At 66.5% G+C, this 25,287-nt stretch carries 25 protein-coding genes and 1 pseudogene; 15 read left to right on the top strand and 11 right to left on the bottom strand.

What is annotated here, in order from left to right; genetic code table 11:
- Positions 1-35: 35 nt before the first annotated feature.
- Entirely contained in the window at positions 36-2,270 is a 2,235-nt protein-coding gene (locus tag AC1D02_RS21430) for an LPS-assembly protein LptD (protein WP_477320488.1), read from the bottom strand.
- A 96-nt stretch (positions 2,271-2,366) separates the two neighbouring features.
- Here AC1D02_RS21430 and AC1D02_RS21425 point away from each other — a divergent pair, with 96 nt between their 5' ends.
- The 6 genes from AC1D02_RS21425 to AC1D02_RS21400 all read left to right on the top strand — a co-directional run bounded on the left by AC1D02_RS21425 (position 2,367) and on the right by AC1D02_RS21400 (position 7,651).
- Complete coding sequence (locus AC1D02_RS21425) at positions 2,367-3,425, top strand: aminoglycoside phosphotransferase family protein (protein WP_477320487.1); 1,059 nt, start codon at positions 2,367-2,369, stop codon at positions 3,423-3,425.
- A 10-nt stretch (positions 3,426-3,435) separates the two neighbouring features.
- Positions 3,436-4,155 (top strand): N-acetylmuramate alpha-1-phosphate uridylyltransferase MurU, encoded by a 720-nt coding sequence (murU, locus tag AC1D02_RS21420; protein WP_477320486.1) that lies wholly within the window; start codon positions 3,436-3,438, stop codon positions 4,153-4,155.
- On the top strand, positions 4,152-5,483 hold the full coding sequence (gene pepP / locus AC1D02_RS21415) for a Xaa-Pro aminopeptidase (RefSeq protein ID WP_477320485.1): 1,332 nt from the start codon (positions 4,152-4,154) through the stop codon (positions 5,481-5,483). The genes murU and pepP overlap by 4 nt, the downstream gene beginning before the upstream one ends.
- Entirely contained in the window at positions 5,480-6,622 is a 1,143-nt protein-coding gene (locus AC1D02_RS21410; protein ID WP_477320484.1) for a UbiH/UbiF/VisC/COQ6 family ubiquinone biosynthesis hydroxylase, read from the top strand. The genes pepP and AC1D02_RS21410 overlap by 4 nt, the downstream gene beginning before the upstream one ends.
- Positions 6,623-6,689: 67 nt before the next feature.
- Positions 6,690-7,181: an antitoxin Xre-like helix-turn-helix domain-containing protein gene (locus AC1D02_RS21405; RefSeq protein WP_477320483.1), complete on the top strand. Its 492-nt coding sequence runs from the start codon at positions 6,690-6,692 to the stop codon at positions 7,179-7,181.
- Positions 7,178-7,651 carry an RES family NAD+ phosphorylase gene (locus AC1D02_RS21400; protein WP_477320482.1) on the top strand — a complete coding sequence of 158 codons (474 nt, stop codon included), beginning with the start codon at positions 7,178-7,180 and terminating at the stop codon, positions 7,649-7,651. Before AC1D02_RS21405 ends, AC1D02_RS21400 begins: the two co-directional genes overlap by 4 nt.
- On the opposite strand, the gene AC1D02_RS21395 is transcribed toward AC1D02_RS21400, so the two are convergent.
- The gene (locus AC1D02_RS21395; RefSeq protein WP_477320481.1) at positions 7,648-8,658 is read right to left on the bottom strand and encodes a M20/M25/M40 family metallo-hydrolase; all 1,011 of its coding nucleotides are present in this window, start codon (positions 8,656-8,658) and stop codon (positions 7,648-7,650) included. The genes AC1D02_RS21400 and AC1D02_RS21395 overlap by 4 nt on opposite strands.
- Positions 8,659-8,725: 67 nt before the next feature.
- On the opposite strand from AC1D02_RS21395, the gene AC1D02_RS21390 reads away from it, so the two are divergent.
- A complete protein-coding gene (locus tag AC1D02_RS21390) occupies positions 8,726-9,655 on the top strand; it encodes a GGDEF domain-containing protein (RefSeq protein ID WP_477320480.1) in 930 nt (309 codons plus the stop codon).
- Between the two features lie 51 nt (positions 9,656-9,706).
- Here the strand turns inward: AC1D02_RS21390 and AC1D02_RS21385 are convergent, their stop codons facing one another.
- From AC1D02_RS21385 to AC1D02_RS21375, 3 genes are read right to left on the bottom strand one after another with little or no spacing between them, the layout of a single operon-like run.
- The gene (locus AC1D02_RS21385; protein WP_477320542.1) at positions 9,707-11,161 is read right to left on the bottom strand and encodes an NAD(P)(+) transhydrogenase (Re/Si-specific) subunit beta; all 1,455 of its coding nucleotides are present in this window, start codon (positions 11,159-11,161) and stop codon (positions 9,707-9,709) included.
- Entirely contained in the window at positions 11,161-11,490 is a 330-nt protein-coding gene (locus AC1D02_RS21380) for an NAD(P) transhydrogenase subunit alpha part 2 (RefSeq protein WP_477320479.1), read from the bottom strand. Before AC1D02_RS21380 ends, AC1D02_RS21385 begins: the two co-directional genes overlap by 1 nt.
- 20 nt (positions 11,491-11,510) lie before the next feature.
- Positions 11,511-12,623 carry a Re/Si-specific NAD(P)(+) transhydrogenase subunit alpha gene (locus tag AC1D02_RS21375; RefSeq protein ID WP_477320478.1) on the bottom strand — a complete coding sequence of 371 codons (1,113 nt, stop codon included), beginning with the start codon at positions 12,621-12,623 and terminating at the stop codon, positions 11,511-11,513.
- A gap of 233 nt (positions 12,624-12,856) precedes the next feature.
- On the opposite strand from AC1D02_RS21375, the gene AC1D02_RS21370 reads away from it, so the two are divergent.
- The 3 genes from AC1D02_RS21370 (at position 12,857) to AC1D02_RS21360 (ending at position 15,382) form a co-directional block, all read left to right on the top strand.
- Positions 12,857-13,360: an NUDIX hydrolase gene (locus AC1D02_RS21370; protein ID WP_477320477.1), complete on the top strand. Its 504-nt coding sequence runs from the start codon at positions 12,857-12,859 to the stop codon at positions 13,358-13,360.
- Entirely contained in the window at positions 13,357-14,460 is a 1,104-nt protein-coding gene (gene mnmA / locus AC1D02_RS21365; protein WP_477320476.1) for a tRNA 2-thiouridine(34) synthase MnmA, read from the top strand. Before AC1D02_RS21370 ends, mnmA begins: the two co-directional genes overlap by 4 nt.
- A gap of 91 nt (positions 14,461-14,551) precedes the next feature.
- Positions 14,552-15,382 (top strand): DMT family transporter, encoded by an 831-nt coding sequence (locus AC1D02_RS21360; RefSeq protein WP_477320475.1) that lies wholly within the window; start codon positions 14,552-14,554, stop codon positions 15,380-15,382.
- 86 nt (positions 15,383-15,468) lie between these two features.
- On the opposite strand, the gene AC1D02_RS21355 is transcribed toward AC1D02_RS21360, so the two are convergent.
- The 3 genes from AC1D02_RS21355 to AC1D02_RS21345 are packed head-to-tail and all read right to left on the bottom strand — an operon-like array spanning position 15,469 to position 17,327.
- A complete protein-coding gene (locus AC1D02_RS21355) occupies positions 15,469-15,858 on the bottom strand; it encodes a response regulator (protein WP_477320474.1) in 390 nt (129 codons plus the stop codon).
- Positions 15,859-15,868: 10 nt separating this feature from the next.
- On the bottom strand, positions 15,869-16,645 hold the full coding sequence (locus AC1D02_RS21350) for a 5'-3' exonuclease (protein ID WP_477320541.1): 777 nt from the start codon (positions 16,643-16,645) through the stop codon (positions 15,869-15,871).
- A 10-nt stretch (positions 16,646-16,655) separates the two neighbouring features.
- Positions 16,656-17,327: a glutathione S-transferase family protein gene (locus tag AC1D02_RS21345; protein ID WP_477320473.1), complete on the bottom strand. Its 672-nt coding sequence runs from the start codon at positions 17,325-17,327 to the stop codon at positions 16,656-16,658.
- Positions 17,328-17,452: 125 nt separating this feature from the next.
- Here AC1D02_RS21345 and AC1D02_RS21340 point away from each other — a divergent pair, with 125 nt between their 5' ends.
- The 3 genes from AC1D02_RS21340 to AC1D02_RS21330 are packed head-to-tail and all read left to right on the top strand — an operon-like array spanning position 17,453 to position 22,008.
- The gene (locus AC1D02_RS21340; protein ID WP_477320472.1) at positions 17,453-19,132 is read left to right on the top strand and encodes an FMN-binding glutamate synthase family protein; all 1,680 of its coding nucleotides are present in this window, start codon (positions 17,453-17,455) and stop codon (positions 19,130-19,132) included.
- 25 nt (positions 19,133-19,157) lie between these two features.
- Positions 19,158-21,074, top strand: coding sequence for a CocE/NonD family hydrolase (locus AC1D02_RS21335; RefSeq protein WP_477320471.1), 1,917 nt, complete (start codon positions 19,158-19,160; stop codon positions 21,072-21,074).
- A 16-nt stretch (positions 21,075-21,090) separates the two neighbouring features.
- Positions 21,091-22,008 carry a DUF72 domain-containing protein gene (locus AC1D02_RS21330; RefSeq protein WP_477320470.1) on the top strand — a complete coding sequence of 306 codons (918 nt, stop codon included), beginning with the start codon at positions 21,091-21,093 and terminating at the stop codon, positions 22,006-22,008.
- Here the strand turns inward: AC1D02_RS21330 and AC1D02_RS21325 are convergent.
- The 3 genes from AC1D02_RS21325 to AC1D02_RS21315 are packed head-to-tail and all read right to left on the bottom strand — an operon-like array spanning position 22,005 to position 24,389.
- Positions 22,005-22,241 (bottom strand): DUF6587 family protein, encoded by a 237-nt coding sequence (locus AC1D02_RS21325; RefSeq protein ID WP_477320469.1) that lies wholly within the window; start codon positions 22,239-22,241, stop codon positions 22,005-22,007. The genes AC1D02_RS21330 and AC1D02_RS21325 overlap by 4 nt on opposite strands.
- A 1-nt stretch (position 22,242) precedes the next feature.
- Positions 22,243-24,132 (bottom strand): ferrous iron transporter B, encoded by a 1,890-nt coding sequence (gene feoB, locus AC1D02_RS21320; RefSeq protein WP_477320468.1) that lies wholly within the window; start codon positions 24,130-24,132, stop codon positions 22,243-22,245.
- Between the two features lie 2 nt (positions 24,133-24,134).
- Positions 24,135-24,389 carry a FeoA family protein gene (locus tag AC1D02_RS21315; RefSeq protein WP_477320467.1) on the bottom strand — a complete coding sequence of 85 codons (255 nt, stop codon included), beginning with the start codon at positions 24,387-24,389 and terminating at the stop codon, positions 24,135-24,137.
- Between the two features lie 280 nt (positions 24,390-24,669).
- Here AC1D02_RS21315 and AC1D02_RS21310 point away from each other — a divergent pair, with 280 nt between their 5' ends.
- Entirely contained in the window at positions 24,670-24,888 is a 219-nt protein-coding gene (locus AC1D02_RS21310; RefSeq protein WP_477320466.1) for a (2Fe-2S)-binding protein, read from the top strand.
- A gap of 5 nt (positions 24,889-24,893) precedes the next feature.
- Positions 24,894-25,287, top strand: a pseudogene (locus AC1D02_RS21305) (hypothetical protein); the annotation flags it as partial.

Raw genomic sequence — 25,287 nt, 5'->3', positions numbered from 1 at the left:
TTCAGGTGAATGAAAAAAAACCGACATCGGCGCGCCTAGCGGCCGGTCTCCGGATTGAGCCGGGCATAGCCGGGGATGCTCTTGTAAAACGACTCCAGCGGATTGCCAAGTCCGAGTTTCGACAGGCCGTTCAGTTCGAGCTGGAAGAAGATCGGCGTCGAGGTGGTCTGGGCCGCCGTCACGAAGCGCTGCGCGCCCATCCGGAACACCCAGCAATCGGCCTTGTACTCGAGTCCCACCAGGCTCTCGAGCACCTTGCGGTCGCGCAGCTCATAGCTGACCCGGCCCACGCCGTACCAGCGCGCCGACAAGGGCCACTGGCTCGACAGGTCGATGTTCTTGAAGCTGTCGCGCACGTAGCGGTATTCGGCGTTGACCACCTTCTTCGGCGCCGGGCGCCATTGCACGCCGTAGTTCGAGCTGAACACGCTGCGTGCGCTCGCATTGTATTGTATCGCGCTGTCGAAGCTCCAATCGTCGGCGATGCGGCCGGCGGCGGCCAGCAGCACGTCCGAGCGGCTCTGGTTCAGCTTCGCGTTCGGATCGAGCTGCACGCGCTGCTGGCTGAAGTAGAAGCGCTGCCCCATCGCCAGGCGCAGGCGCTCGGCGCCGTTGCTCTCGATGTAGCGCGACACCAGCGCCGCGGTCAGCTGGTTGGCGTCGGCGATCCGGTCCGAGCCGATGAAGCGGTTCTCGGTGAAGATCTGGGCGAAATTGAAGCCCGCCTCGGCGCTGTCGAAATTCGGGAACTGGCTCTGGTCCTTGTACGGCGTGCGCACATAGAACAGGCGCGGCTCGAGCGTCTGGGTGACCGCGCGGCCGAACAGCTTGCCGTCGCGCTCGAACACCATGCCGCTGTCGAGCGAGAAGGTGGGCAGCGCGCGCGAGAGCGAGGTGCCGGCCGCGCCCGGATTGAAGCTGTTGCCGTCCAGGTCGTACTTGGCGGCGTTGAGCATCAGCTTCGGCGTGATGAAGTACCCGGGGCGCACCCACGGATACGACAGCTGCGGCACCACCACCGCGCGGTTGCCGTTGACCTGGGTCGGATGCGAGAAACGGGTCAGCTCGGCGTCGACCGCCCAGTCGAAGCCGGCAACGTCGTAGCGGCCGGTGTGGAAGTTAATCTGCGGCAGCCGGTCGTACGGGCGCGGCACCGCCAGGCTCGGATTGGTCGCCGCGGCCGGATCCTGCAGCACCTGGTAGTTCTGCACGCGCGCGGTCAGGCTCCAGAACGGCTGCTGGTAGTCGGTGCGCAGTTCGCGCAGCAGCTGGCGCTCGGCGCTGTTGGCGATCGATTTCGAAAAGTCGGAGGGATACTGGTCGTCGGACGCCGCGTGGATGAACCAGCCGTACGACAACCCCGGCGCGATCGCCTGCGAGTGCTGCGAGTTGATCAGCCAGCGGTCGGTGTCGGTGACGCGGTCGTGCACCAGCAGTTCGGCGTGCGTCTCGCCCGAATACGGGCCGGCGCCGGTCTCGCCGATGTAGCGCGCGGTTGCGCCCATCTGCAGGCCGCGGCGCAGGATCAGGCGCGGATACAGCGTCAGGTCGCGGTTCGGCGCGATGTTGAAATAGTAGGGCACCATCACTTCGCCCGAACCCTTCGAGCCGAAGCCGATCGACGGCGGCAGCCAGCCGGAGCGGCGCGAGCCGGACAGCGAGAACGACATCGCCGGGGTGCCGATGATCGGCACGCCCTTGAAGTAGACGATGGTCTTGCCGGCCGTGCCGACGTCGCGCCCGCTGTCGAGGCGCAAGGTGTCGGCCTTCAGGTACCAGTCCGGATTCGGCCCTTCGCAGGTGCTGTAGGTGCCGTCGGCCACCACCGCCTCGTCCTCGCTGATGAAGTCGATGCGGTTGGCGCGGCCCTGCGCGTTGTTCATCTCCAGCCGGTATTCCGGATGCAGCACCCAGCCGCGCCCGGAATCGAGCGCCATCTGCAGCGCGTCGCCCTTGTAGCGGTCGCCGAAGCGCCACATCTGCACATGCCCCTGGGCCGTGACCTCGTCCTCGACCACTTTGTAACAAGCTGTGTCCGCGGTCAGGCGGGTCTTCCCCTTGACCAGTTCCGCATCGCGCACCAGGTTGATTTCGCGGTCCGGTCGGCCGGTGACCTGTTCCGCCTGCATCACGGTCGGCGCGTTCGGATCGTCCACCCGCGGTGGCCTCGGCACCGTCTGCGCATGCAGCGGCCCCGCCGTGACGGTGGCGAGCGCACTGAGGGCGTAGACCCAGCGTTGCGAGGGTTGGGGGGCTGAGAACCAGCTCATGAGACGGGTACAAACACCATTGAAGGGCGATTTTTTAGGGCTAATCCCTTATTATATGGGAATTGCCACATTCCTCCGGATTCTACAGGTCGCTTCATGTCTTTAATGTCATCACCTTCCACCGCACCGACCTCGCCCGACGCCCGTCTGGTTCAACTGAACGGCTGGCTCGATACGCTCGGGCTGGTGCGGGTCGACAGCCGTCGCCCTGCCTCGTCCGACGCCAGCTTCCGGCGCTACTTCCGGCTCGACGTGCTGCCCGAATTGCAGGACAGGCTGGGCGCGACCCTGATCGCCATGGACGCGCCGCCGGAACGCGAGAACGTCCCGGCCTTCATCCACGTCGCCGGCCTGCTGATGGAGGCGGGCGTCAACGTGCCGGCCATCGTCGCGCGCGACGTGCCGAACGGCTTCCTGCTGCTGTCGGACCTGGGCACCACCACTTACCTGGCGCGCCTGGATGTCGACAACGCCGCCTTCATGTATTCGGACGCGGTCGACGCGCTGATCAAGTTCCAGCTCACCAGCCAGCCCGGCGTGCTGCCCGACTTCGACCGCGCCTTCGTGATGCGCGAGATGAACCTGTTCCCCGAATGGTTCATCGGCAAGCACCTCGGCCTCGAGCTGAAGCCGGCGCAGCAGGCCCAGCTCGACGCCGTGTTCGAGGCGATCTGCTCCAACGTGCTGGCGCAGCAGCAGGTGTTCATGCACCGCGACTACCACTCGCGCAACCTGATGTTCATGGACCAGAACAATCCGGGCGTGCTCGATTTCCAGGATGCGGTCTACGGGCCGGTCACCTACGACCTCGGCTCGCTGCTGCGCGACGCCTACATCCAGTGGGACGAAGAGGTCGTGCTGGACTGGGTGGTGCGCTACTGGCAGCGCGCCAAGCAGGTCGGCCTGCCGGTCAATCCGGACATCGACGCGTTCTACCGCGACTTCGAATTCATGGCCCTGCAGCGCCACCTGAAAATCCTCGGCATCTTCTGCCGCCTGAACTACCGCGACGGCAAGGCCATCTACATGGGCGACCTGCCAACCGTGATGGATTACGTGCGCAAGACGGCGAACCGCTACTCGGCCCTCAAGCCGCTGGTGCGCCTGCTCGACGAGCTCGAAAACAAGATGCCGCAGGTCGGCTACACCTTCTGATCGGACTCCCATGAAAGCCATGATTTTTGCCGCCGGGCGCGGCGAGCGCATGCGTCCGCTGACCGACGCCTGCCCGAAGCCGCTGCTCAAAGTGCGCGGCCGGCCGCTGATCGCCTGGCAGGTGCTCAACCTGGTGCGCGCCGGGATCACCGAGATCGTCATCAACCACGCGCACCTCGGCCACATGATCGAGGAAGAACTGGGCGACGGCAGCAAGTACGGCGCGAAGATCGTGTACTCGCGCGAGGAAACCGCGCTCGAGACCGCGGGCGGCATCGCCAACGCGCTGCACCTGCTCGGCGACGAGCCCTTCGTCGCGGTGTCGGGCGACATCTACTGCCCCTACTTCGACTTCAGCCAGGTCAAGGACGTCCTGCACGACAAGGACATCTGGGGCAATCCGCACCCGCTTGACAAGCGCGACGTGGCCTGGCTGTACCTGACGCCGAACCCGTGGCACAACCCCGACGGCGACTTCGCCATCGACATGTACACGCTGTCGAACGAGGGCGCGCCGAAGTGGAACTTCGCCGGCATCGGCGTGTACCGGCCCGAGATGTTCGCCGGTATCCAGCCAGGTGAGCACGCCCGCTTCGGCCCGCTGATGCGCAAGTTCATCGATCTGAAACAGGTCGGCGGCGAGATCTACGACGGCCAGTGGGTCAACGTCGGCACCATCGAACAGCTGGAGGAACTGAACGCGCCGTTGGCGCAGAAGGCCGCATCGTGAGCCCGTTCGCCGCGCGCCGCGCGCGCCTGCTCGCGCAGATGCAGCCGGGCGCGGTGGCGATCCTCGCGACCGCGCCGGAAGCGCCGCGCAACGCCGACAGCGATTATCCGTATCGCCACGACAGCTACTTCTATTACCTGACCGGCTTCACGGAACCGGACAGCGTGCTGGTGCTGGTCGCGGCCCTCGCCGACAAGCCGGCGCAGGCGATCCTGTTCTGCCGCCAGAAAAACGTCGAGCGCGAAATCTGGGACGGCTTCCGCCACGGCCCGGACGGCGCGCGCGAAGCGTTCGGCTTCGATGCGGCATTTCCGATCGAAGACCTGGACGGCGAGATGACGCGCCTGCTGGCCAACGCGCCGGCGGCCTACTACGCGCTCGGCCACAGCGCCGCGCTCGACCTGCAGATGAAGACCTGGCTGCAGAACGTGCGGCGCCAGGCGCGCACCGGCGTCACCGCGCCGGCCGTCGCGCACGACCTGCTGGCCATGCTCGACGAAATGCGCCTGTTCAAGGACGACAGCGAGCAGGCCACCATGCGCCGCGCCGGAGAGATTTCGGCGCGCGCCCACCTGCGCGCGATGCGCGCCGCCCGTCCCGGCATGTTCGAGTACGAAATCGAGGCGGAACTGCTGCATGAGTTCCGCCGCAGCGGCGCCCAGTATCCGGCATACACGCCGATCGTCGCCGCCGGCGCCAACGCCTGCGTCCTGCACTACAACAGCAACAGCGCGCAAAGCCGCGACGGCGACCTGGTGCTGATCGACGCCGGCTGCGAATTCGACAGCTACGCCGCCGACATCACGCGCACCTTTCCGGTCAACGGACGCTTCTCGGCGCCGCAGAAGCTGCTGTACGAACTGGTGCTGGCCGCGCAGTCGGCGGCGCTGGCCGCGGTCGTGCCGGGAAGGCGCTACAGCGACATCCACGACAGCGCGGTCAAGGTGCTGGCGCAGGGGATGCTCGACGCCGGCCTGCTCGACAAGGCGGTCTACGGCAACGCCGAAAACGCCATCGCCGAACGCGCCCACCTGCAGTTCTACATGCACGGCACCGGCCACTGGCTGGGACTCGACGTGCACGATACCGGCGCCTACCGCGACGTGCATGCGGAAGGCAAGCCGTCGCGTCCCCTGCAAGCGGGCATGGTGCTGACGGTCGAACCGGGCATTTACGTGCGCCCGGCCGCCGGCGTACCGGAGCAGTTCTGGAACATCGGCATCCGTATCGAGGACGACGTGCTGGTCACCCCGGGCGGCTACGAAATCCTGTCGGAAGGCGCGCCGCGCACTGTCGCCGACATCGAAGAAGCGATGCGCCGGCAATGAGGAAGCGCCAGTTCGATGTCGCCATCTGCGGCGCCGGCCCGGTCGGCATGGCGCTGGCCGCGCTGCTGGCCAGGCGCGGCATGGCGCCGGCGCAGATCGCGCTGATCGACGCCAGGCCGCTGTCCGCCGCGATTACCGATCCGCGCTCGATCGCGCTGTCGTATGGCAGCCGCATGCTGCTCGAAGAAATTGGCGCCTGGCCGCTGCCGTCGACGCCGATCCACCAGATCCACGTATCGCGGCGCGGCCATTTCGGCCGCAGCATGATGGACCGCGACGAGCACAAGCTGCCGGCGCTCGGCTACGTCACGCGCTACGGCGAACTGGTGTCGGCGCTGGCCGCGGCCTGCGAGCGCTTCGGCATCGAATCGATCCGGCCGGCGCGCGCCAGCGCCGTCGAAGAAAACGCCGAGGGCGTCGTGCTGCGGCTCGACGATGGGCAGGAACTGCATGCCGCGCTGGCGGTGCAGGCCGAGGGCGGCGTATTCGGCCAGCAGGAGCGGCGGTCAGTGCAGCGCGACTATCAGCAGAGCGCCGTCATCGCGCGGGTGGCGGCCAGCACGCCGATCGCGCACCGCGCCTACGAGCGCTTCACCGACGAAGGCCCGCTGGCGCTGCTGCCGCAGGACGGCGCGGACGGCCTGCAGTACGCGCTGGTGTGGTGCATGCGCCCCGAGCGCGCGCAGGCCATGCTGGCGCTCGATGACGACGCCTTTCTCGCGCATCTGGGCGACGCGTTCGGCAGCCGGCTGGGCCGCTTCACCCGCGCTTCAAGCCGGGCGGCGTTTCCGCTCGGGCTGAACGCCGAGTCGCGCGCAACGAATCGCACGGTCGCCATCGGCAATGCGGCGCAGACGCTGCATCCGGTGGCCGGCCAGGGACTGAACCTGGGCCTGCGCGACGCCGCCGTGCTGGCGCGCCTGCTGGCAAGGGAAACCAGCCCGGCGGCGCTGACCGCGTTCAGTGCCGCGCGCGAGAAGGACCGCGCCACCACGGTGACGCTGACCGACACCATGGCGCGCGTGTTCGCCGACCGGGGCCCGGCGCAGGCGCTGCTCGGCCTGTCGCTCGGCGTGCTCGACGTCGTCGCGCCGGCGCGCTCGCTGCTGGCCGAGCTGATGATGTTCGGGCGCCGCTGATCCATTGATCTGTTCGCTTGCGGTCTGTCTCATTTGAGCTAATGTGAAGGCTCAAAGGAGACATTCCATGAAGCCCGCGCACAACGCCGTCCCGGAAGTCCGTCGCGGCCGCCGGCCGATGCCCGCCGACTGGGACGCCGAGTGTTATCGTATATTCATGCTCGACAGGCAGGAACGCATCGAAATGATCAAGCGCGGCGCGCCACCGGAACTGGTTGGCCACCTGGCGAAAATCATGGATGTCCCAAAACAATGGCTCATCGGCATACTCGGTATGTCGCGCGCCACCATCAGCCGCAAAGAGCACACCCACACGCCACTTTCGGTGGACGAATCCGAGCGCGTGTTCGGAGTGCAATTCCTGATCGGCCAGCTGGAGGACCAGGGTATGGACGCCGGAGAGATTCAGGGAATCCCTCCCGCCGAGTTTTTCGGCGACTGGCTGGACGAATACCATCCCGCCCTCGGCAGAAATCCATCGTTTTACATGGACACCATTGAGGGACAGAAGTTGCTTTCTGGCTTGTTGGACGCAGCTTTCAGCGGAGCGTATTGGTGAGCGTCGCGTTATGGCGAATCGCGCTCGAAACCGACCGATACCCGGCCGACGACGTGAGCGGCGCAGCGCGCAGTCACGCTGACAGCCGCTGGGCCAGCCGCGGCACCAGCGTGGTGTACTGCTCCACCAATATTTCCCTGGCGGTCCTCGAGACCCTCTGCCACCTCACCAAATCCGTCAGATCCTCCAACCGGTTTCTGGTGCGCGTCGACATTCCGGAAGCGGTGTGGGAGATGCGCGAGGTGCTGCATGCCCCCGCTGGCTGGGACGCGGTTCCCCCCGGCGTGACGAGCATTCGGACGGGAGACGCCTGGCGCCGGAGCATGCGCTCGCCCTTGCTGGTTGTTCCGTCGGTCGTCGTGCCGGAGGAAAGCAACGTCCTCGTCAACCCTGACCATCCGCACGCCCGCAAGATCCGCGCGGCCACCATCCGCAAATGGCTGGTCGACCCTAGGCTGTTTAGAACCTAGCGAAACTCGCGGTCAGCCGTCTCCGCCACATCGACTAGCAGATTGGCCACGTCGACGAAGAACTTCTGGTTGATATGCTCGAAGGTGTCGGTCGGCGCGTGGTAGTCGGCGTGGTCCTCGACGCCGAAATACAGGAACGGCACGCCGGCCTCGTGGAACGGCCCGTGGTCCGAACTGCCGGTCCAGTCCTCGACGCTGCCCGCCACCAGCTGCGAGCGGTCGTGGCCCAGCTTCACCTTGACCGTGTTGCGCGCCGCGGCCCGCGCCACCAGCGGCGTCAACGCCGGCGTGTAGCTGGTACCGGCCGCATAGATCTCGTTGTTGTCGTTGTGCGCGACCATGTCGAGATTGATGTTCAGCGCCAGCTGCGCTTTCGGGAATGGCAGCGCGGCGAGGAAGGCGCGGGCGCCCTGCAGGCCAAGCTCCTCGCCATCGAACGCGGCGAACACGATCGTGTGGCGCGGCGGGTGCGCCTTGAACCACTTGGCGATCGCCAGCATCGCCGCCACGCCCGAGGCGTTGTCGTCCGCTCCCGGATACAGCTTGCCGCCCTTCTCGCCCAGGTGGTCGTAATGCGCGGAGACCACGATGTAGCGCGCGTCTTTCGCGCTGCCGGGGATGAAGCCGATGACGTTGACCGAATTCGGGTACTCGGTCTTGTAAGGTTTGCCCGGTGTGACCAGTCCCTTGATGCTCTTGTGGGTGAAGGCGAACGGCTCGGCGAAGGTGGCGCCGAACGGCCGCAGTCCCAGTTCCTGAAAGCGCGCCTGCAGGAAGGCCTGGGCCTTGCGGCTGCCCTCGGTGCCGGTGCGGCGCCCGCCGTATTCGGGCGACGCCAGCGTACGCACGTCGCCCAGCAGCTGCGCGCTGTCGACCCGGACGTCCGCCGTCGCCGCGGCCGGCAGCGGCTCGGCGATCCGCTTCGACTCCGCCCGGCCGGCGACGACAATGTAAATACCGGCCGCAAGGAACAGCAGGGGGACGGCGAGCAAGCGGGTTTTTTTCATGGCGTGTCCACAATTCAGGAGTGCGCAGGATAGCAAATAAGGCGTAGCGATGCGACAATAAACCATCATGGCCCCGCCGCTACCATCCCAGCTGTATGCCTGCGTGCTCGACGACTCGATCGACGCTGTGGTCGTGATCGACCAGGACAGCAATATCCGCTACCAGAATGCGGCGATGGACGCGCTGTCCGGCCATGCGGCCGCCGACGTGCTGGGCCAGCCAATCGACATCCTGCTGCCGGAAGAGGTGGCCGAAAAGCACCACGGCTATGTCTCGGGCTACATCGCGCGCGGCGGCAGTTCCACCGTGTTGGGGCACGTGCGCGAGTTCGCGATCCGCCACAAGAGCGGCGAGATGATCCCGATCGAGCTGAAGGCGATCGACCTCGGCGTCCACGACGGCGTGCGTTTCTTCGGCGCCTTCCTGGCCGACATGCGCGCGCGCCGGCGCGAGGAGGCGCAGACCGCGGCGCTGATGGCGCAGCTGGAGCAGCAGGCGCTCACCGACCAGCTGACGACGCTGCCGAACCGCCGCGCTTACGATGCGGAGATGGCGCGCGTGACCGCGCGCAGCCGGCGCAACAAGGCGCCGATCGCGGTCGGCGTGTCCGACATCGACCTGTTCAAGCATGTCAACGACACCTACGGCCACCCGGTCGGCGACCTGGTGCTGGTCGAAGTCGGCAAGGCGCTCGAGCAGGCCGCGCGCGGCACCGACTTCGTCGCGCGCACCGGCGGCGAGGAATTCGGCATGCTGTTCCCCGACACCTCGGTCGACATGGCGCGCAAGGTCGCCGAGCGCATGCGCGAAGCGGTCGAAGCGTGCAGCGTGACGACGCCGGACGGCGACTGCATCCGGGTCACCATCAGCATTGGATTGGCCGCGCTGGCGCCGGGCGGCGCTCCGGAAGAGGCCGAGGCCCGCGCGGACGCCGCGCTCTACCTGGCCAAGGAAGGCGGCCGGAATCGGGTTGAGGCTGCGCAGCCGCCGGCGTAAAAAAAGGGGCCAGGTCCGTCGGACCTGACCCCAGCCTTTGGGCAGCGGCGCTTACTCCACTGCCTTGACCATCGACTCGATCACCTTCTTGGCGTCGCCGAACACCATCATCGTGTTCGGCTGGTAGAACAGGTCGTTGTCCAGGCCCGCGTAGCCCGAGGCCATCGAACGCTTGTTGACGATGATGCTCTTGGCCTTGTACGCCTCCAGGATCGGCATGCCGGCGATCGCCGACTTCGGATCCTTGGCGGCCGGGTTGACCACGTCGTTCGCGCCCAGCACCAGCACCACGTCGGTCTGGCCGAATTCGCCGTTGATGTCTTCCATCTCGAACACCTGGTCGTACGGCACCTCGGCTTCTGCCAGCAGCACGTTCATGTGGCCCGGCATGCGGCCGGCCACCGGGTGGATCGCGTACTTCACGATCACGCCCTTGTGGGTCAGCTTCTCGACCAGCTCCTTCAGCGCGTGCTGGGCGCGCGCCACCGCCAGGCCGTAGCCCGGCACGATGATCACGCTTTCGGCGTTGGCCATGATGAAGGCCGCGTCCTCGGCCGAACCGGCCTTGTGCGGACGCTGTTCCTGCGCGCCGCCGGCAACGTCTGCCGGCGCGCCGCCGAAGCCGCCCAGGATCACGTTGAAGAACGAGCGGTTCATCGCCTTGCACATGATGTACGACAGGATCGCGCCCGAGGATCCCACCAGCGAACCGGCGATAATCAGCATCGAGTTATTCAGCGAGAAGCCGATGCCCGCCGCCGCCCATCCCGAGTAGGAGTTCAGCATCGACACCACCACCGGCATGTCGGCGCCGCCGATCGGGATGATGATCAAGACGCCCAGGATGAACGACAGCGCGGCCATGATGACGAACGGCGTCCACGCAGGCTGCGCGCCCTCGGCGAAGCAGAACACGAGGCCGAGCGCGATGATGGCGATCGCCACACCCAGGTTGATCATGTGCTGGCCCGGGAAGCTGACCGGCGCGCCCTGGAACAGGCGGAACTTGTACTTGCCGGCCAGTTTGCCGAACGCGATCACCGAACCGGAGAAGGTCACGGCGCCGACAAAAGTACCGATGAACAGCTCCAGTCGGTTACCGAACGGCAGCGCCATGCCGCGGCCGGCGATCTGGAACGCCCACGGCTCGGACACCGCGGCGACCGCGATGCACACCGCCGCCAGGCCGATCAGCGAATGCATCGCCGCGACCAGCTCCGGCATCTTGGTCATTTCGACCTTTTTCGCCGCGAAGGCGCCGATCGCTCCCCCGACAACCAGGCCGACGATCACCAGCGGGAAGCCGATGCCGCCAGTACCCAGCTGCTCCTTCATCTTGAAGATCAAGGCGATGGTGGTGACCGCGGCGATCGCCATGCCGGTCATGCCGAACGCGTTGCCGGTGCGCGCCGTGCCAGGCGACGACAACCCCTTGAGCGCCTGGATGAAGCACACCGAGGCGATCAGGTACATCATCGTCACGAGATTCATGCTGACGTATTGCATCATGCTTGCTCCCCTGCCGCGACCGCGACCGGCTTGGCCTTCGGTTCCTTCTTCTTGAACATCTCCAGCATGCGCTGGGTAACCAGGAAGCCGCCGAACACGTTGACCGCGGCCAGCGCGACGGCGACGGTGCCGGCGACCTGGCCGACCATGCCCTCGGTCAGGCCGGCGGCGAGCATCGCGCCGACGATGATGATCGCCGAGATCGCGTTGGTCACCGCCATCAGCGGCGTATGCAGCGCGGGGGTGACGGTCCACACCACGTGGTAGCCGACATAAATGGCCAGCACGAAGATGATGAGATTGATGATGGTATGACTGATTTCCATGATGCCTCCCTGATTTTGAATTATTTGCGCAGCACTTCGCCGTCGGCGCAGACCAGCGACGCCTTCAGGATCTCGTCTTCGCGATCGATCACCAGCTGTTCATCCTTGTCGATGATCAGCTTGAGGAAATCGAGCACGTTGCGCGCGTAGAGCGCCGAGGCGTCGGCCGCCACCAGGGTGGCCAGGTCCGGCTCGCCCACGATGTAGACGCCGTGCTTGACGACCGTCTTGTTCAATTCCGACAGCGGGCAGTTGCCGCCCTGCGAAACCGCCAGGTCGACGATCACCGAGCCGGGTTTCATGGCCTTGACCGTCTCCTCCGAGATCAGCACCGGCGCCGGGCGGCCGGGGATCAAGGCGGTGGTGATGACGATGTCGGCCAGCTTGGCGCGCTCGTGCACCAGCGCGGCCTGGCGCGCCATCCAGTCGGGCGGCATGGCGCGCGCGTAGCCGCCGGAACCCTTGGCGATTTCCTTCTCTTCGTCGGTCAGGAACGGCACGTCGATGAACTTGGCGCCCAGCGACTCGACCTGCTCCTTTACCGGCGGGCGCACGTCGGACGCCTCGATCACGGCGCCGAGGCGCTTGGCGGTAGCGATCGCCTGCAGGCCGGCCACGCCGACGCCCATGATCAGCACGCGCGCCGCTTTCACGGTGCCGGCCGCGGTCATCAGCATCGGCATGAAGCGCTGGTAGGTGTTCGCCGCCACCATCACGGCCTTGTAGCCGGCGATGTTGGCCTGCGAGGACAGCACGTCCATCGACTGCGCGCGGGTGATGCGCGGCACCGCTTCGAGCGCGAACGCGCGCAGCCGGGCGCCGGCCATCGCCGCGATGTTCTCGGCGTCGAAGGGATTGAGCATCCCGATCAGCACCGCGTCGGGCTTCATCAGCGCGCGCTCGCCCGCGTCGGGGGCGCGCACCTTCAGCACCACGTCGGCGCCGAAAGCATCTGCGGCGCTGCCGATGGTCGCGCCGGCGGCCACGTAAGCCTCGTCGACCGCGGCGGCCGTCACGCCCGCCCCGGATTGCACAATGACCTGGTGCTTCGCGGCCAGCTTCTTGACTGTTTCGGGCGTGGCAGCGACGCGGGTTTCCCCCGGCCGTGTTTCGGCCGGTATGCCTATTCTCATGAATGCCTCCTGATTGATAAACTGTCTAGAATCTACCACGTAAATTGCAGCAACGTCATCCTTACCCCTCTGATTACCCCCGAATGTGTCGTCTTCGATCCAAGGGTTCACAAAGTGTCGGATACCTGTCTCAGGTCAATGAAAAATCGGCCTGTTTCGGCGTGCCCGGAACGGGGCGGCGCGCGCGGCGGGCGGGGCCAAGGTAGAATGTCGGCTCATTTTGAAAGGCGCCCATGCCCAATACCTGGAAACCGTCCGTCACCGTCGCCGCCGTCATCGAGCGCGATGGCCGCTTCCTGCTGATCGAAGAGGAAACGAGCGAAGGCGTGCGGCTGAACCAGCCGGCGGGCCACCTCGACCCGCACGAATCTCTGGAGCAGGCGGTGGTTCGCGAAGTGCTGGAGGAAACCGCGCACGACTTCACGCCGACCGCGCTGGTGGGCATGTACATGTCGCGCTACACCTCCAAGCGGCGCGGCACCGACGTGACCTACCTGCGCTTCACCTTCTGCGGCACGGCCGGCAAGGAATACGATCAGCCACTGGACCACGGCATACTGCGCACGATGTGGATGACGCGCGAGGAGATCGCGGCGTGCCAGGAGCGCCACCGCAGCCCGATCGTTCTGCGCTGCGTCGACGATTACCTGGCGGGCAAGCGCGCCGACCTGGATCTGCTGCACACACACCTTTCGGTGTTCGAAGGCGGGCTTACTTTAAAGACGGACGTAACATGAGCAAGAAAAAAGTCGTGATCGGGATGTCGGGCGGTGTCGACTCCTCGGTGGCGGCGTGGATGCTGAAGGAACAGGGCTACGACGTGGTCGGCCTGTTCATGAAAAACTGGGAAGACGACGACGACTCCGAGTTCTGCTCGTCGCGCCAGGACTGGATCGACGCGGCCAGCGTGGCGGACGTGGTCGGGGTCGACATCGAGGCGGTCAACTTCGCCTCCGAGTACAAGGACCGCGTGTTTGCCGAATTCCTGCGCGAGTACCAGGCCGGCCGCACGCCCAATCCGGACGTGCTGTGCAACGCCGAAATCAAGTTCAAGGCTTTCCTCGACCACGCGATGCACCTGGGCGCCGACCTGATCGCGACCGGCCACTACGCGCGGGTGCGCGAGAACGCCGGCAAGTTCGAGCTGCTCAAGGCGGTCGACGCGACCAAGGACCAGAGCTACTTCCTGCACCGCCTTAACCAGGCGCAGTTGTCCAAGACCCTGTTCCCGCTGGGCGAGATCCCGAAGACCGAAGTGCGCAAGCTGGCCGAGAAGCTGGCGCTGCCGAATGCGGCCAAGAAGGATTCGACCGGCATCTGCTTCATCGGCGAGCGGCCGTTCCGCGACTTCCTGAACCGCTACCTGTCGTACAAGCCGGGCCCGATGAAGACTGACGACGGCAAGACCGTTGGCGAGCACGTCGGCCTGTCGTTCTATACGCTCGGCCAGCGCAAGGGCATCGGCATCGGGGGACTGAAAGCGCACCGCAACGCCGACGGCACCAGCGAGCCTTGGTTCGTCGCGCGCAAGGACATCGAGACCAACACCCTGTACATCGTGCAGGGCCACGACCATCCGTGGCTGCTGTCGTCGTCGCTGGTGGCGGCGCAGGCAAGCTGGGTGGCCGGCGCGGCGCCCGAGGCGCGCATCATGGCGGCCAAGACGCGCTACCGCCAGGCCGATGTCGAATGCGGCGTCGTGCCGAATGGCGACGACCGTTTCACGCTCAATTTCACCGATCCGCAATGGGCGGTAACGCCGGGGCAGTCGGCGGTGCTGTACGACGGCGACGTGTGCCTGGGCGGCGGCATCATCAACGGCTCCACCCCCGTCTGACGCCGCGGCCCAAAAGCTGGGGTCAGGTCCACCGGACCTGACCCCGAACTTGTCGCCGCCGTATGCTCCTGCGCACGGTATGATCTGCGCCATGCGCACCGCCCTTCTCACCCTCCTCGCCCTGCTCGCCTTCGCCGGCAACTCCGTCCTTTGCCGCATTGCGCTGAAACAAGCGCACATCGACCCCGCCAGCTTCATCGCCATCCGCCTCGTCTCCGGCGCGCTGGTGCTCGCCCTGATCGTCGTGCTGCGCGGCGCCCGTCCCGCGGCCGCCGGCAACTGGCGCTCCGCGGCGGCGCTGTTCGCCTACGCCGCCCTCTTCTCGTTCGCCTACGTCGGCCTGACCACCGCCACCGGCGCGCTGCTGCTGTTCGGCGCCGTGCAGGCGACCATGATCGCCGTCGGCATTTGGCGCGGCGAGCGCCTCGGCCCGTGGCAGATGCTCGGCATGCTGTGCGCGATGGCCGGCCTGGTCGCCTTGCTGCTGCCCGGCCTCGAGGCGCCGCCACTGTCGCGCGCGGCCATGATGATCGCCGCCGGCGCCGCGTGGGGCGTCTACTCGCTGCGCGCCAAGGGCGCTGGCGATCCGACCAGCGCCACCGCGGGCAATTTCGTACGCGCCGCAGTGCTCGCCGTGCCGCTGTACCTGCCCTTCCTCGCCTCTGCCCAAATGGATGCCGCCGGCGTGCTGTACGCGCTGGCGTCTGGCGCCATCACCTCGGGCCTAGGTTACGCGATCTGGTACGCCGCCTTGCAGAACCTCCGGCCCGCGACCGCCGCGACCGTGCAACTGAGCGTGCCCGCCATCGCCGCGCTGGGCGGCGTGCTGCTGCTGGCCGAGCCGTTCACCTGGCTGCTGGCCGGCGCCTTCGCCGCTATCATCGGGGGCATGGCTGTCGTGATCCTCACGCGGCCGCGATGAAGATGGGGTCAGGTCCGCCGGACCCCACCCCGGTTCTGTCGCCTCCGCATGAAAAAGTTCGATCGGCTCCGGCTATGGCGCACGCGTCAGGTGGCCTGATCCTGCTGCTTGCGCACCAGCGCCAGCACGGTGTTGCGGACGGTCTTGAGCACGGCATCGGCCTTGAACGGCTTGATGATGAAGCCGTTCACGCCGCGCGCCAGCGACGCCTGCAGGGTCGGCGCGTCGATCGCGCCGGCGACCATGAAGATAATGGTCTTCGGCAGCGCGGCGCGAATCTGCTCGACGATGTCCTCGCCGTCCTCGACCTGGTCGCGCGCGATGCAGACGAAGTGCGGCCGGAATTTCTGCACCAGCGCGAACCCCAGGCCGGCGGTGTGCGCCTGCCCGGCCACGCCGTAGCCGCCCTCGGTCAGCACCGTATTCAACAGGCCGCGCGAAATCGCGTTCGCGTCGATGATCACCGCCTTCAGCATCGCATCCTTCCTAAAACGTTTCGTACGCCAGCATCTTCCACGTCACGCCCAGCGGCACGTCGGTCTTGAGCCGCACCAGCTGGCGCGACATGTCGAGTATCGCACGCTCGGCGCGCAGGCGTTCGCCGATCGGCGTCTTGAGGATGCCGGCGCCGGCGATCACCGCATCGATGTCGCCGTAGGCATTGAGCAGCCTGGCCGCCGTCTTCATGCCGACCTTCGACACGCCCGGCACGCCGTCGGTGACGTCGCCCATCAGCGCCAGCAGGTCGACCAGCCGCTCGGGCGCCACGCCGAATTTGTTGCGCACCCAGGCGTCGTCGTGCCACTCGCCCTTGAAATGGTCCCAGACCAGCGCGCCGTCGGCGATCAGGCCGTGCAGGTCCTTGTCGGTGGTGGCGATGATGGCGTCGCCGCGGCCTTCGGACAGCCAGCGCAGCACGCCGGTGCCGATCACGTCGTCGGCCTCGACCCCGGGCAGCATCAGCACGTGCAGGCCGGCGTCGCGCAGCTTGTCGTGGAAACCCGGCAGCGCGTCGCGCAGATACGACGGCATCGGCGCGCGCTGTTCGCGGTAGCGCGGATAGAGTTCGTGGCGCCAGGTCGGGCCGCCGAAGTCGAACGCCGCCAGCACGTGGGTCGGGTCGTGCGCCTCGAGCAGCCGGCGGAACGACGACAGCGCGTGGCGCAGCGCGATCGACGCCTTTTCGGGCGAGTCGGGCTCCTGGCTCGCTTCGTACACGCGCCGCACGATATTGAGTCCGTCGATGGCGAGCAGCTTGCCCATCATTTATGCATTATTTTGCATAATCGTACTTGCCGCCCCGTTCGAGGGCGCGCTGGTACGCGGGACGCGCGTGAATGCGCGCCAGGAAGGCCATCAGCTTCGGGTACTTCTCGCCCAAGCCGCCGCGCGAGGCGGCCGCCTCCAGCATGAAACTGAGCTGGATGTCGGCGGCGGTGAACTCCTCGCCGGCGAACCAGGTCGACTTGCCCAGCTCCGCTTCGAGGTAGTCCAGGTGCTGCACGATCTGCGGCATCACGTAGGAGCTCTTGACTTTCTGAGCGATGCCGCGCGCGATCGGCTTGGCGAAGAACGGCATCGGGCTGGTCTCGACGCGGTCGAACACGAGCTTCAGCAGCAGCGGCGTCATCGCCGATCCCTCGGCGTAGTGCAGGAAATAGGTGAAGCGGCGCTTGTCCGCGGTGCCGGCCGGCGGCACGAAGCGCCCGTTGCCGTAGCGCTCCAGCAGGTACTCGATGATCGCGCCCGATTCGGCCACCGTGACGTCGCCGTCGGTGATCACCGGCGACTTGCCGAGCGGGTGGATCGCGCGCAGCTCGGGCGGCGCCAGCATGGTCTTCGGGTCGCGCTGGTACTTCCTGATCTCGTAGTCCAGCCCCAGCTCCTCGAGCAGCCAGAGGATGCGCTGCGAGCGCGAGTTGTTCAAGTGGTGGACGACGATCATCGCAAGCTTTCGGCCAGGTGGAAATGGCCGTCAGCTTAGCATTGTTGACAGGTTTTCGCCCGGCCAGTTAGCTTCCAGAAGGAAACAGAGTACACTCGACCCGCCTTGATTCCTGGAGTGTGCGCATGTCGTTTTTATCCGGCCGATACATGGCCTTGCTGATCGCCGCCTTCGTGTTCCTGCTGTCGCTGTGGATGGGACTCAAGGGCGAAAGGGGCTGGTGGCTGGCGGTGCCGAGCGGCGCGCTGGTGCTGGTCGGCGTGACCGACCTGCTGCAGAAGCGCCAGGCGCTGCGCCGCAATTATCCTATCCTCGCGCACTTCCGCTACTTCTTCGAATCGATCCGGCCGGAGATCCGCCAGTACTTCCTCGAGGACGACACCGACGCCAAGCCGTTCTCGCGCAACCAGCGCAGCATCGTCTACCAGCGCGCCAAGGTCGAAACCGACAAGCGCCCGTTCGGCACCCAGCTCGATGTGTACCAGGCCGGCTACGACTGGATCAACCATTCGATCCGCCCCGCCGACAACGCCGGCCACAACTTCCGCATCGAGATCGGCAACCATCCGGACTGCCCGCGCGCCCAGCCCTACCTGGCCAGCGTCTTCAACATCTCGGCGATGAGCTTCGGCTCGCTGTCCGCCAACGCGATCCTGGCGCTGAACGCCGGCGCCAAGGCCGGCGGATTCATGCACGACACCGGCGAAGGCAGCATCAGCCAGTACCACCGCGAGCACGGCGGCGACCTCGTGTGGGAAATCGGCTCCGGCTACTTCGGCTGCCGCAACGACGACGGCAGCTTTTCGGAGGAGCGCTTCGTCGCCAACGCGGCCAGCGCGCAAGTGAAGATGATCGAGGTGAAGCTGTCCCAAGGCGCCAAGCCGGGCCAGGGCGGCATCCTGCCCGGCGCCAAGGTGACGATCGAGATCGCCGCCGCGCGCGGCGTGCCGCCGGGACGCGACTGCCTCTCGCCGGCCAGCCATTCGGCGTTTTCGACGCCCATCGGCCTGCTCAATTTCGTCGAACGGCTGCGCAACCTATCAGGCGGCAAGCCCACCGGCTTCAAGCTGGCGATCGGCCACCCGTGGGAGTTCTTCGCCATCGTCAAGGCGATGCTGGAAACCGGCATCACGCCCGACTTCATCGTCGTCGACGGCGGAGAAGGCGGCACCGGCGCGGCGCCGGTGGAGTTCTCCGACCACGTCGGCACGCCCTTGCAGGAAGCGCTGCTGCTGGTGCATAACACGCTGGTCGGCGCCGGCCTGCGCGAGCGCGTCAAAATTGGCGCGTCCGGCAAGATCGTCACCGCCTTCGATGTCGCGCGCACCATCGCGCTGGGCGCCGACTGGTGCAACTCGGCGCGCGGCTTCATGTTCGCGCTCGGCTGCGTGCAGTCGCAAACCTGCCACACCGACCGCTGCCCGACCGGCGTGGCCACCCAGGACCTGCAGCGCCAGAAGGCGCTCGACGTGCCCGACAAGACGGCGCGCGTGGCGCACTTCCACCAGAACACGATGAAGGCGCTGTCCGAACTGATCGCCGCGGCCGGCCTGACGCACCCGTCGCAACTGAAGCCGCACCACATCGTGCGGCGCGTCTCGCCCAACCAGGTCAAGCTGGCCTCCGCCCTGCTGCCCTACCTGGCCCGCGGCGAACTGCTCGACCCGGAACAGCTGCATCGGCTGCCGCCGGTGTTTGGTTTGTACTGGCCGGTCGCGCAGGCCGGCTCGTTCCAGCCGCTGACCGCCGCGCCGATGACGGAGCGCCGATTGCACGCAGTGGCGGCGTCCGATACTATGCAGTGAATTGAATGTTTCCCATGGAGAACAGATGCCCCGCCGAGTCACGTTTGAACTTTCCGCCCTGTCCCTGATCCTGGCCGCGCTGCACGCGCCCGCCCTGGCCCAGACGCCCGCGATGGCGCCGGACGTCCCGAGCACCAAATTCATTGCGCAGATCCCCGGCGCCGACTACGTCAAGCAGGTGGTGATGATCCCGATGCGCGACGGCGTCAAGCTGTACACGGTGATCGTGGTCCCGAAAGGCGCCGTCCATGCGCCGATGATGCTGACCCGTACGCCGTACAACGCGGCCAAGCGCGCCGAGCGCAATATCAGCCCGCACATGGCGTCGATGCTGCCCGAGGGCGACGACGGCTTCATCGCCAACGGCTACATCCGCGTGTTCCAGGACGTGCGCGGCAAATACGGCTCGGAAGGCGACTACGTGATGACGCGCCCGATCCGCGGCCCGCTCAACGACACGCCGGTCGACCATGCGACCGATGCGTACGACACGATCGAATGGCTGGTGAAGAACGTCCCGCAAAGTAACGGCAAGGTCGGCATGGTCGGCTCGTCGTACGAAGGCTTCACCGTGCTGATGGCGCTGGCCGATCCGCACCCGGCGCTCAAGGCCGCGGTGCCAATGAGCCCGATGGTCGACGGCTGGCGCGGCGACGACTGGTTCCACAACGGCGCCTTCCGCACCACCAACCTCGATTACATCGGCGGCCAGACCGCCGCCCGCGGCGAGGGCGCGCGCCTGTCGACCGGCGTGTACGACGATTACGATGCCTGGCTGCGTGCCGGCTCGGTGGCCGACTACGCAAGGCAGTTCGGCGCGGAGAACCTGAACTTCACCAAAAAGATCTTCGAGCACCCGGCCTACGACAGCTACTGGCAGGGCCAGGCGCTCGACCGCATCCTGGGCGCGCGCCCGTTGAAGGTGCCGACCATGACCGTGGTGGGCCGCTGGGACCAGGAAGACATCTACGGCGCCTACGCGACCTACGCCGCCATGGAGCCCAAGGACAGCCGCAACGACATGAATCACCTGGTGGTCGGGCCGTGGCGCCACAGCGGCGTCAATTACAACGGCTCGGGCCTGGGTGCGCTGCAGTTCACGGGCGACACCGCCGCCGAATTTCGCCGCGACGTGATGCTCCCTTTCTTCAACCAGTACCTGAAGGACGGCGCCCCGGTTGCCGGCACGCCGCCGGTGTTCTCGTACCAGACCGGCACCAACAAGTGGCAGCGCCTGAACCAGTGGCCGCAGGCGCCTGCGGCCGCGCCGATCTATTTGAAGGACGGCTTGCGCCTCGGCTTCGGCAAGCCGGCCGGCGGCGCCCAGTTCGACGAGTACGTGTCCGATCCGGCCAAGCCGGTGCCGTTCGTGCATCGCCCGGTGCGCATGGGCGAACGCAACGTATGGCAGCCATGGCTGGTGGCCGACCAGCGCGGCTTCTCCGACCGCACCGACGTGCTGTCCTACGTGAGCGAGCCTTTGAGCGCCCCGCTGCAGATCTCCGGCGAGCCGATGGTCAATCTGTTCGCCTCGACCAGCGGCACCGACGCCGACTGGGTGGTCAAGCTGATCGACGTGTATCCGGACGAAGTGGCGGCGCAGCCGGAAATGGGCGGCTACCAGCTGGGCATCTCGATGGAGATCTTCCGCGGGCGCTATCGCCAGGGCTTCGACAAGCCGATGGCCATCCCGGCGGGCAAGGTGGAGAAGTACCGCTTTGCGCTGCCCAACGCCGACCACGTGTTCCTGCCGGGCCACCGCGTGATGGTGCAGATCCAGTCCAGCTGGTTCCCGCTGTACGACCGCAATCCGCAGACCTTCGTGCCGAACATCTTCTACGCCAAGCCGGGCGACTATCGCAAGGCGACCCAGCGCATCTATCACGCGCCTGGCATGGAGAGCACGATTGAACTGCCGGTGGTTGGAAAGGCGGCGCTGTAACGGGTAGAGTCGATGCATGGGCAAGATCTACATCGGGATGTCGGGCTGGCGCTATCCGCCGTGGCGCGGCACGTTCTATCCCGATGGCCTGGCCCAGCACCGCGAGCTCGAATTCGCCTCGCGCGCGGTGTCGTCGATCGAATTGAATGGCTCGTTCTATTCGCTGCAGCGGCCGGAAAGCTACGCCGCCTGGCATGACGAGACGCCGCCGGGCTTCGTCTTCAGCGTTAAGGGCAATCGCTTCCTGACGCATATCCTGCGACTCAAGAACATCGACGGGCCGCTGGCCAACGTGCTGGCGTCCGGCGTGTTCGAGCTCGGCGAAAAGCTGGGCCCCTTCCTGTGGCAGTTCCCGCCCAATTTCCATTTCGATCCCGAGTCGATGGAGCATTTCCTCAGCCTGCTGCCGCACGATACCGACGCGGGCCTGGAGCTGGCGCGCAAGCATGAGGCGCGCATGAACGGGCGCACCGCGCTGGAGGTGGGCAAGAAGGGCAAGCTGCGCCATGCGATCGAAATCCGCCACGAGACCTTCATCGACGAGGGCTTCATCGCACTGCTGCGCAAGTACAAGGTGGCGGTGGTGGTGGCCGACACCGCCGGCAAGTGGCCGTATATCGAGGATGTGACGGCGGATTTCATGTACCTGCGGCTGCATGGCGACAAGGAGCTGTATGCGAGCGGCTACACCGAAAAGGCGCTGGATCGGTGGGCGGAGCGGATCACTGCGTGGTCTTCAGGAGGGCAGCCGGACGACGCGCACCTCGTTTCGGCCAAAGCGCCGCCCAAGCGCGCGAGCCGGGATGTGTTCTGCTACTTCGACAACGATGTCAAGGTGCGGGCGCCATTCGATGCCCAGCGGCTGATAGAGAAGCTTGGGGTCGGGCCCGCCGGACCTGACCCCGGGGTTGCTGCGCAGCCGAAGAAGGCTTAGCGGCGCACGATCTTGATGACGTGCTCTTTCGGCGCTTCGCACGCCGTGCATTTGTCGCAGCCGCTGCCGCAGCTCGATTCGGTATTGAGCCAGCTCGCCACCTTCGACTGGTTTGCGCCGCGCCTGGTCAGCAGATAAACGAGCCGGGTACGCCAGCTCGCCGGCAGGTACTTGCGCGCCACGTACAGCGCGGCAAACCCGACGATCAGCGCGACGATCAGGTTCTGGATCACGTCAGCTCCCCAGCGCCAGCGCGGCGCGGTAGGTGATGAACGACGCCACATACGCCAGCGCGAACATGTAGCCCGCCATGATCAGCGGCCAGCGCATGCCGCCGGTTTCGCGCTTGACCACCGACAGCGTCGACAGGCACTGCGGCGCGAACACGTACCACGCCAGCAGCGACAGCGCCGTGGCCATGGTCCACGACTGCGCGATGATCGGCGTAAGCGACGTGGCCAGCGCCTCGCCGCTTTGCGACAGCGCGTACACGGTGCCGAGCGCGCCCACCGCCACTTCGCGCGCGGCCATGCCCGGCACCAGCGCGATGCAGATCTGCCAGCCGAAGCCGATCGGCTCGAAAATGACTGACATGCCGCGGCCGATCATGCCGGCGATGCTGTAGTAGATGGCCGGATGGGTGGCGCCTTCCGGCGCGCCGGGGAAGCTGGAGAGGAACCACACCAGCACCATCAGGGTCAGGATGATCGTGCCGACGCGCGACAGGAAGATTTTCGCGCGCTCCCACAGGCCCAGTGCCAGGTTCTGCAGGTGCGGCCAGTGGTAGCTTGGCAGTTCGAGCATCAGCGGCTGCTGGCCGCCGGCGCCCATGCTGCGCTTGAATACCCACGCCACCGCCATCGCGCTGACGATGCCGGCGAAGTAAAGAATGAACAGCACCAGCCCCTGCAGGCTGACGATGCCGCCGACGTCGCGGTTGGGGATGAAGGCGGCGATGATCAGGGCGTACACCGGCAGGCGCGCCGAGCACGTCATCAGCGGCGCGATCATGATCGTCACCAGCCGGTCGCGCGGATTCTGAATGGTGCGCGCGGCCATGATGCCGGGGATCGCGCAGGCGAAGCTGGAGAGCAGCGGGATGAAGGCGCGCCCCGACAGCCCGACGCCGCCCATCAGGCGGTCGAGCAGGAAGGCGGCGCGCGGCAGGTAGCCGCAGTCCTCGAGCGCGAGGATGAAGAAGAACAGGATCAGGATCTGCGGCAGGAACACCAGCACGCTGCCGACGCCGCCGAGGATGCCCTCGACCAGCAGGCTGCGCAGCATGCCGTCGGCCATGTGGGCGCCGACCCACTGGCCGACCTGGTCGACGCCGGCCTTGATCATGTCCATCGGCGGCGTGGCCCAGCTGAATACGGCCTGGAACACCAGGAACATCAGCGCGGCCAGCAGGATCGGGCCGATCACCGGATGCAGCACGACCTGGTCGATCTTTTCCGACAGGTTGCCGGTGTCGTTGGCGTGGCTGGTGCAGGCGGCGAGGATGCGCCGCACTTCGCGCTGGGTGTCCTCGACCGACACCGCGTCGATCGCCGACAACGGCTTGGCCGTCGCCGCCGCGTCGTGCGGCATCAGGTCGAGCGCGCGCAGCAGCGACTTTTCGCCGCCGCTTTGCACCGCGACGGTCTCCACCACCGGCATGTCCAGTTCCTCGGCCAGCTTGTCGGCGTCGATGGTGATGCCGCGCTTTTGCGCGACGTCGACCATGTTCAGCGCCAGCACCATCGGCAGGCCGAGGCGCTTGATCTCGAGGACCAGGCGCAGGTTCAGGCGCAGGTTGGTGGCGTTGACGACGCAGACGATGGCGTCGGGCGCCTGTTCGCCGGCGCGCAGGCCGGCCACGACGTCGCGCGTGATCGCTTCGTCGGGCGTCTGGGCGGACAGGCTGTAGGCGCCGGGCAGGTCGAGCAGGCGGAACGCGCGCCCTTCCGGGGAAGTAAAGCTGCCTTCCTTGCGTTCGATGGTGACGCCGGCGTAGTTGGCCACTTTCTGGCGCGCGCCGGTCAGGCGGTTGAACAGGGCGGTCTTGCCGCAGTTCGGGTTACCCAGCAGGGCAATCAGCGGCGTGCGCGGGTCGGCCTGGACCCGCCGTTCTGCAGCACCCATGCTTATTCCGGCTTGATCGATACCAGCGCGGCTTCGAAGCGGCGCAGCGCGAAGGTCGATTCGCCGACCTTGATCGCCAGCGGGCCGCCCTGCAGGCCGCGGCGCAGCATGCGAATGCGCTCGCCCGGCACGAAACCGAGCTCCATCAGTCGGCGCGATACGTCCACGTCCCCGGCGGTCGGCGCGAGATGGATCACGGTGCCGCCCTGCCCTGCGGCGAGGGTGTCGAGTGTGGTCAGTGTCGAAGCTAAGGTCATGATGAGCTTTGGTCGGTTGATGAAGCAGATACTAGCATCATAAACGGTAATGCGAATTATTTCTATTTACGATTCTACCACCGTGCTCGACAATTGCACCCGGCTGCAACAAAAACAGGCACGGCCTCCGCGAAATATCGTTGCGGAAGCTGCCCCTGCTCAAAAAAAAGGCTTGCATTGACCGACGAGTTGGGACAAAATTGAACACGTAATGATAATGATTCGCATTTCTGGACAAATCGCCAACTGCTGAATTGTCCACATATTAGAAGGTGTCAGAATGATCGTTTGTGTCTGCAACAACATCTCCGACCGTGAAATCCGCCAGGCGGTCGATCTGGGCCTGTCCACCATGGACGAGCTGCGCCGCGACCTCGGCATCGCCACCTGCTGCGGCAAGTGCGCCGACTACGCCGAACAGGTGTTCAACGAGCACGTCGAACGCACCAGCACCACCACCATTACCGAACTGTCGTTTCGCGCTAGCCAGGCTGCCTGACACCGGTGAGCGCGCATAGCTTCTCGCCCTACCCTCCCATCGGCGCCCCGGGCGCCGCAATCGGCCGCCTGCGCGGCCAGTTCACTCCGCTCTTCCTGATCGCCGCCGTCCACGCGCTGGCGGTGTACGGCATTTACAGCGGCCTGCTGCATCGCGTGGTCCAGCATGCGATCCCCGCCGCGGTGATGGTCACTCTGCTTGAAGCCCCGCCGCCGCCGCCGGAGCCGGCGCCCCCACCAGCGGTGCAGGAGCTGGCGCCGCCCGAACTCACCGTGCCCGCCACCGTCATCATCATCGAGCCGGCCCAGCCGGTGCCCAGCGTGGCCGCGCCGGCCGCTCCCGCCGCCGTGGCGCCCGGGCCCGCCGCCGCAATCGCCGTGCCTGGCGCAGGCGCCGCAC

This window comes from Massilia sp. P1_C10, assembly GCF_056406475.1.
Note: the sequence above shows the minus strand (reverse complement) of the source record. Positions and strands in the feature narration are given on the sequence as shown.

Coding starts and splice junctions, on each gene's coding strand:
- AC1D02_RS21410 (WP_477320484.1), top strand. CDS start 5,480: ATGAGGAAGCGCCAGTTCGATGTCGCCATCTGCGGCGCCGGCCCGGTC.
- feoB (WP_477320468.1), bottom strand. CDS start 24,132: ATGGGTGCTGCAGAACGGCGGGTCCAGGCCGACCCGCGCACGCCGCTG.
- AC1D02_RS21360 (WP_477320475.1), top strand. CDS start 14,552: ATGCGCACCGCCCTTCTCACCCTCCTCGCCCTGCTCGCCTTCGCCGGC.
- AC1D02_RS21370 (WP_477320477.1), top strand. CDS start 12,857: ATGCCCAATACCTGGAAACCGTCCGTCACCGTCGCCGCCGTCATCGAG.
- AC1D02_RS21340 (WP_477320472.1), top strand. CDS start 17,453: ATGTCGTTTTTATCCGGCCGATACATGGCCTTGCTGATCGCCGCCTTC.
- AC1D02_RS21330 (WP_477320470.1), top strand. CDS start 21,091: ATGGGCAAGATCTACATCGGGATGTCGGGCTGGCGCTATCCGCCGTGG.
- AC1D02_RS21390 (WP_477320480.1), top strand. CDS start 8,726: ATGGCCCCGCCGCTACCATCCCAGCTGTATGCCTGCGTGCTCGACGAC.
- AC1D02_RS21425 (WP_477320487.1), top strand. CDS start 2,367: ATGTCTTTAATGTCATCACCTTCCACCGCACCGACCTCGCCCGACGCC.
- AC1D02_RS21430 (WP_477320488.1), bottom strand. CDS start 2,270: ATGAGCTGGTTCTCAGCCCCCCAACCCTCGCAACGCTGGGTCTACGCC.
- AC1D02_RS21405 (WP_477320483.1), top strand. CDS start 6,690: ATGAAGCCCGCGCACAACGCCGTCCCGGAAGTCCGTCGCGGCCGCCGG.
- AC1D02_RS21385 (WP_477320542.1), bottom strand. CDS start 11,161: ATGCAATACGTCAGCATGAATCTCGTGACGATGATGTACCTGATCGCC.
- AC1D02_RS21315 (WP_477320467.1), bottom strand. CDS start 24,389: ATGACCTTAGCTTCGACACTGACCACACTCGACACCCTCGCCGCAGGG.
- AC1D02_RS21395 (WP_477320481.1), bottom strand. CDS start 8,658: ATGAAAAAAACCCGCTTGCTCGCCGTCCCCCTGCTGTTCCTTGCGGCC.
- murU (WP_477320486.1), top strand. CDS start 3,436: ATGAAAGCCATGATTTTTGCCGCCGGGCGCGGCGAGCGCATGCGTCCG.
- AC1D02_RS21335 (WP_477320471.1), top strand. CDS start 19,158: ATGCCCCGCCGAGTCACGTTTGAACTTTCCGCCCTGTCCCTGATCCTG.
- mnmA (WP_477320476.1), top strand. CDS start 13,357: ATGAGCAAGAAAAAAGTCGTGATCGGGATGTCGGGCGGTGTCGACTCC.
- AC1D02_RS21355 (WP_477320474.1), bottom strand. CDS start 15,858: ATGCTGAAGGCGGTGATCATCGACGCGAACGCGATTTCGCGCGGCCTG.
- AC1D02_RS21310 (WP_477320466.1), top strand. CDS start 24,670: ATGATCGTTTGTGTCTGCAACAACATCTCCGACCGTGAAATCCGCCAG.
- AC1D02_RS21375 (WP_477320478.1), bottom strand. CDS start 12,623: ATGAGAATAGGCATACCGGCCGAAACACGGCCGGGGGAAACCCGCGTC.
- AC1D02_RS21380 (WP_477320479.1), bottom strand. CDS start 11,490: ATGGAAATCAGTCATACCATCATCAATCTCATCATCTTCGTGCTGGCC.
- AC1D02_RS21345 (WP_477320473.1), bottom strand. CDS start 17,327: ATGATCGTCGTCCACCACTTGAACAACTCGCGCTCGCAGCGCATCCTC.
- AC1D02_RS21350 (WP_477320541.1), bottom strand. CDS start 16,645: ATGGGCAAGCTGCTCGCCATCGACGGACTCAATATCGTGCGGCGCGTG.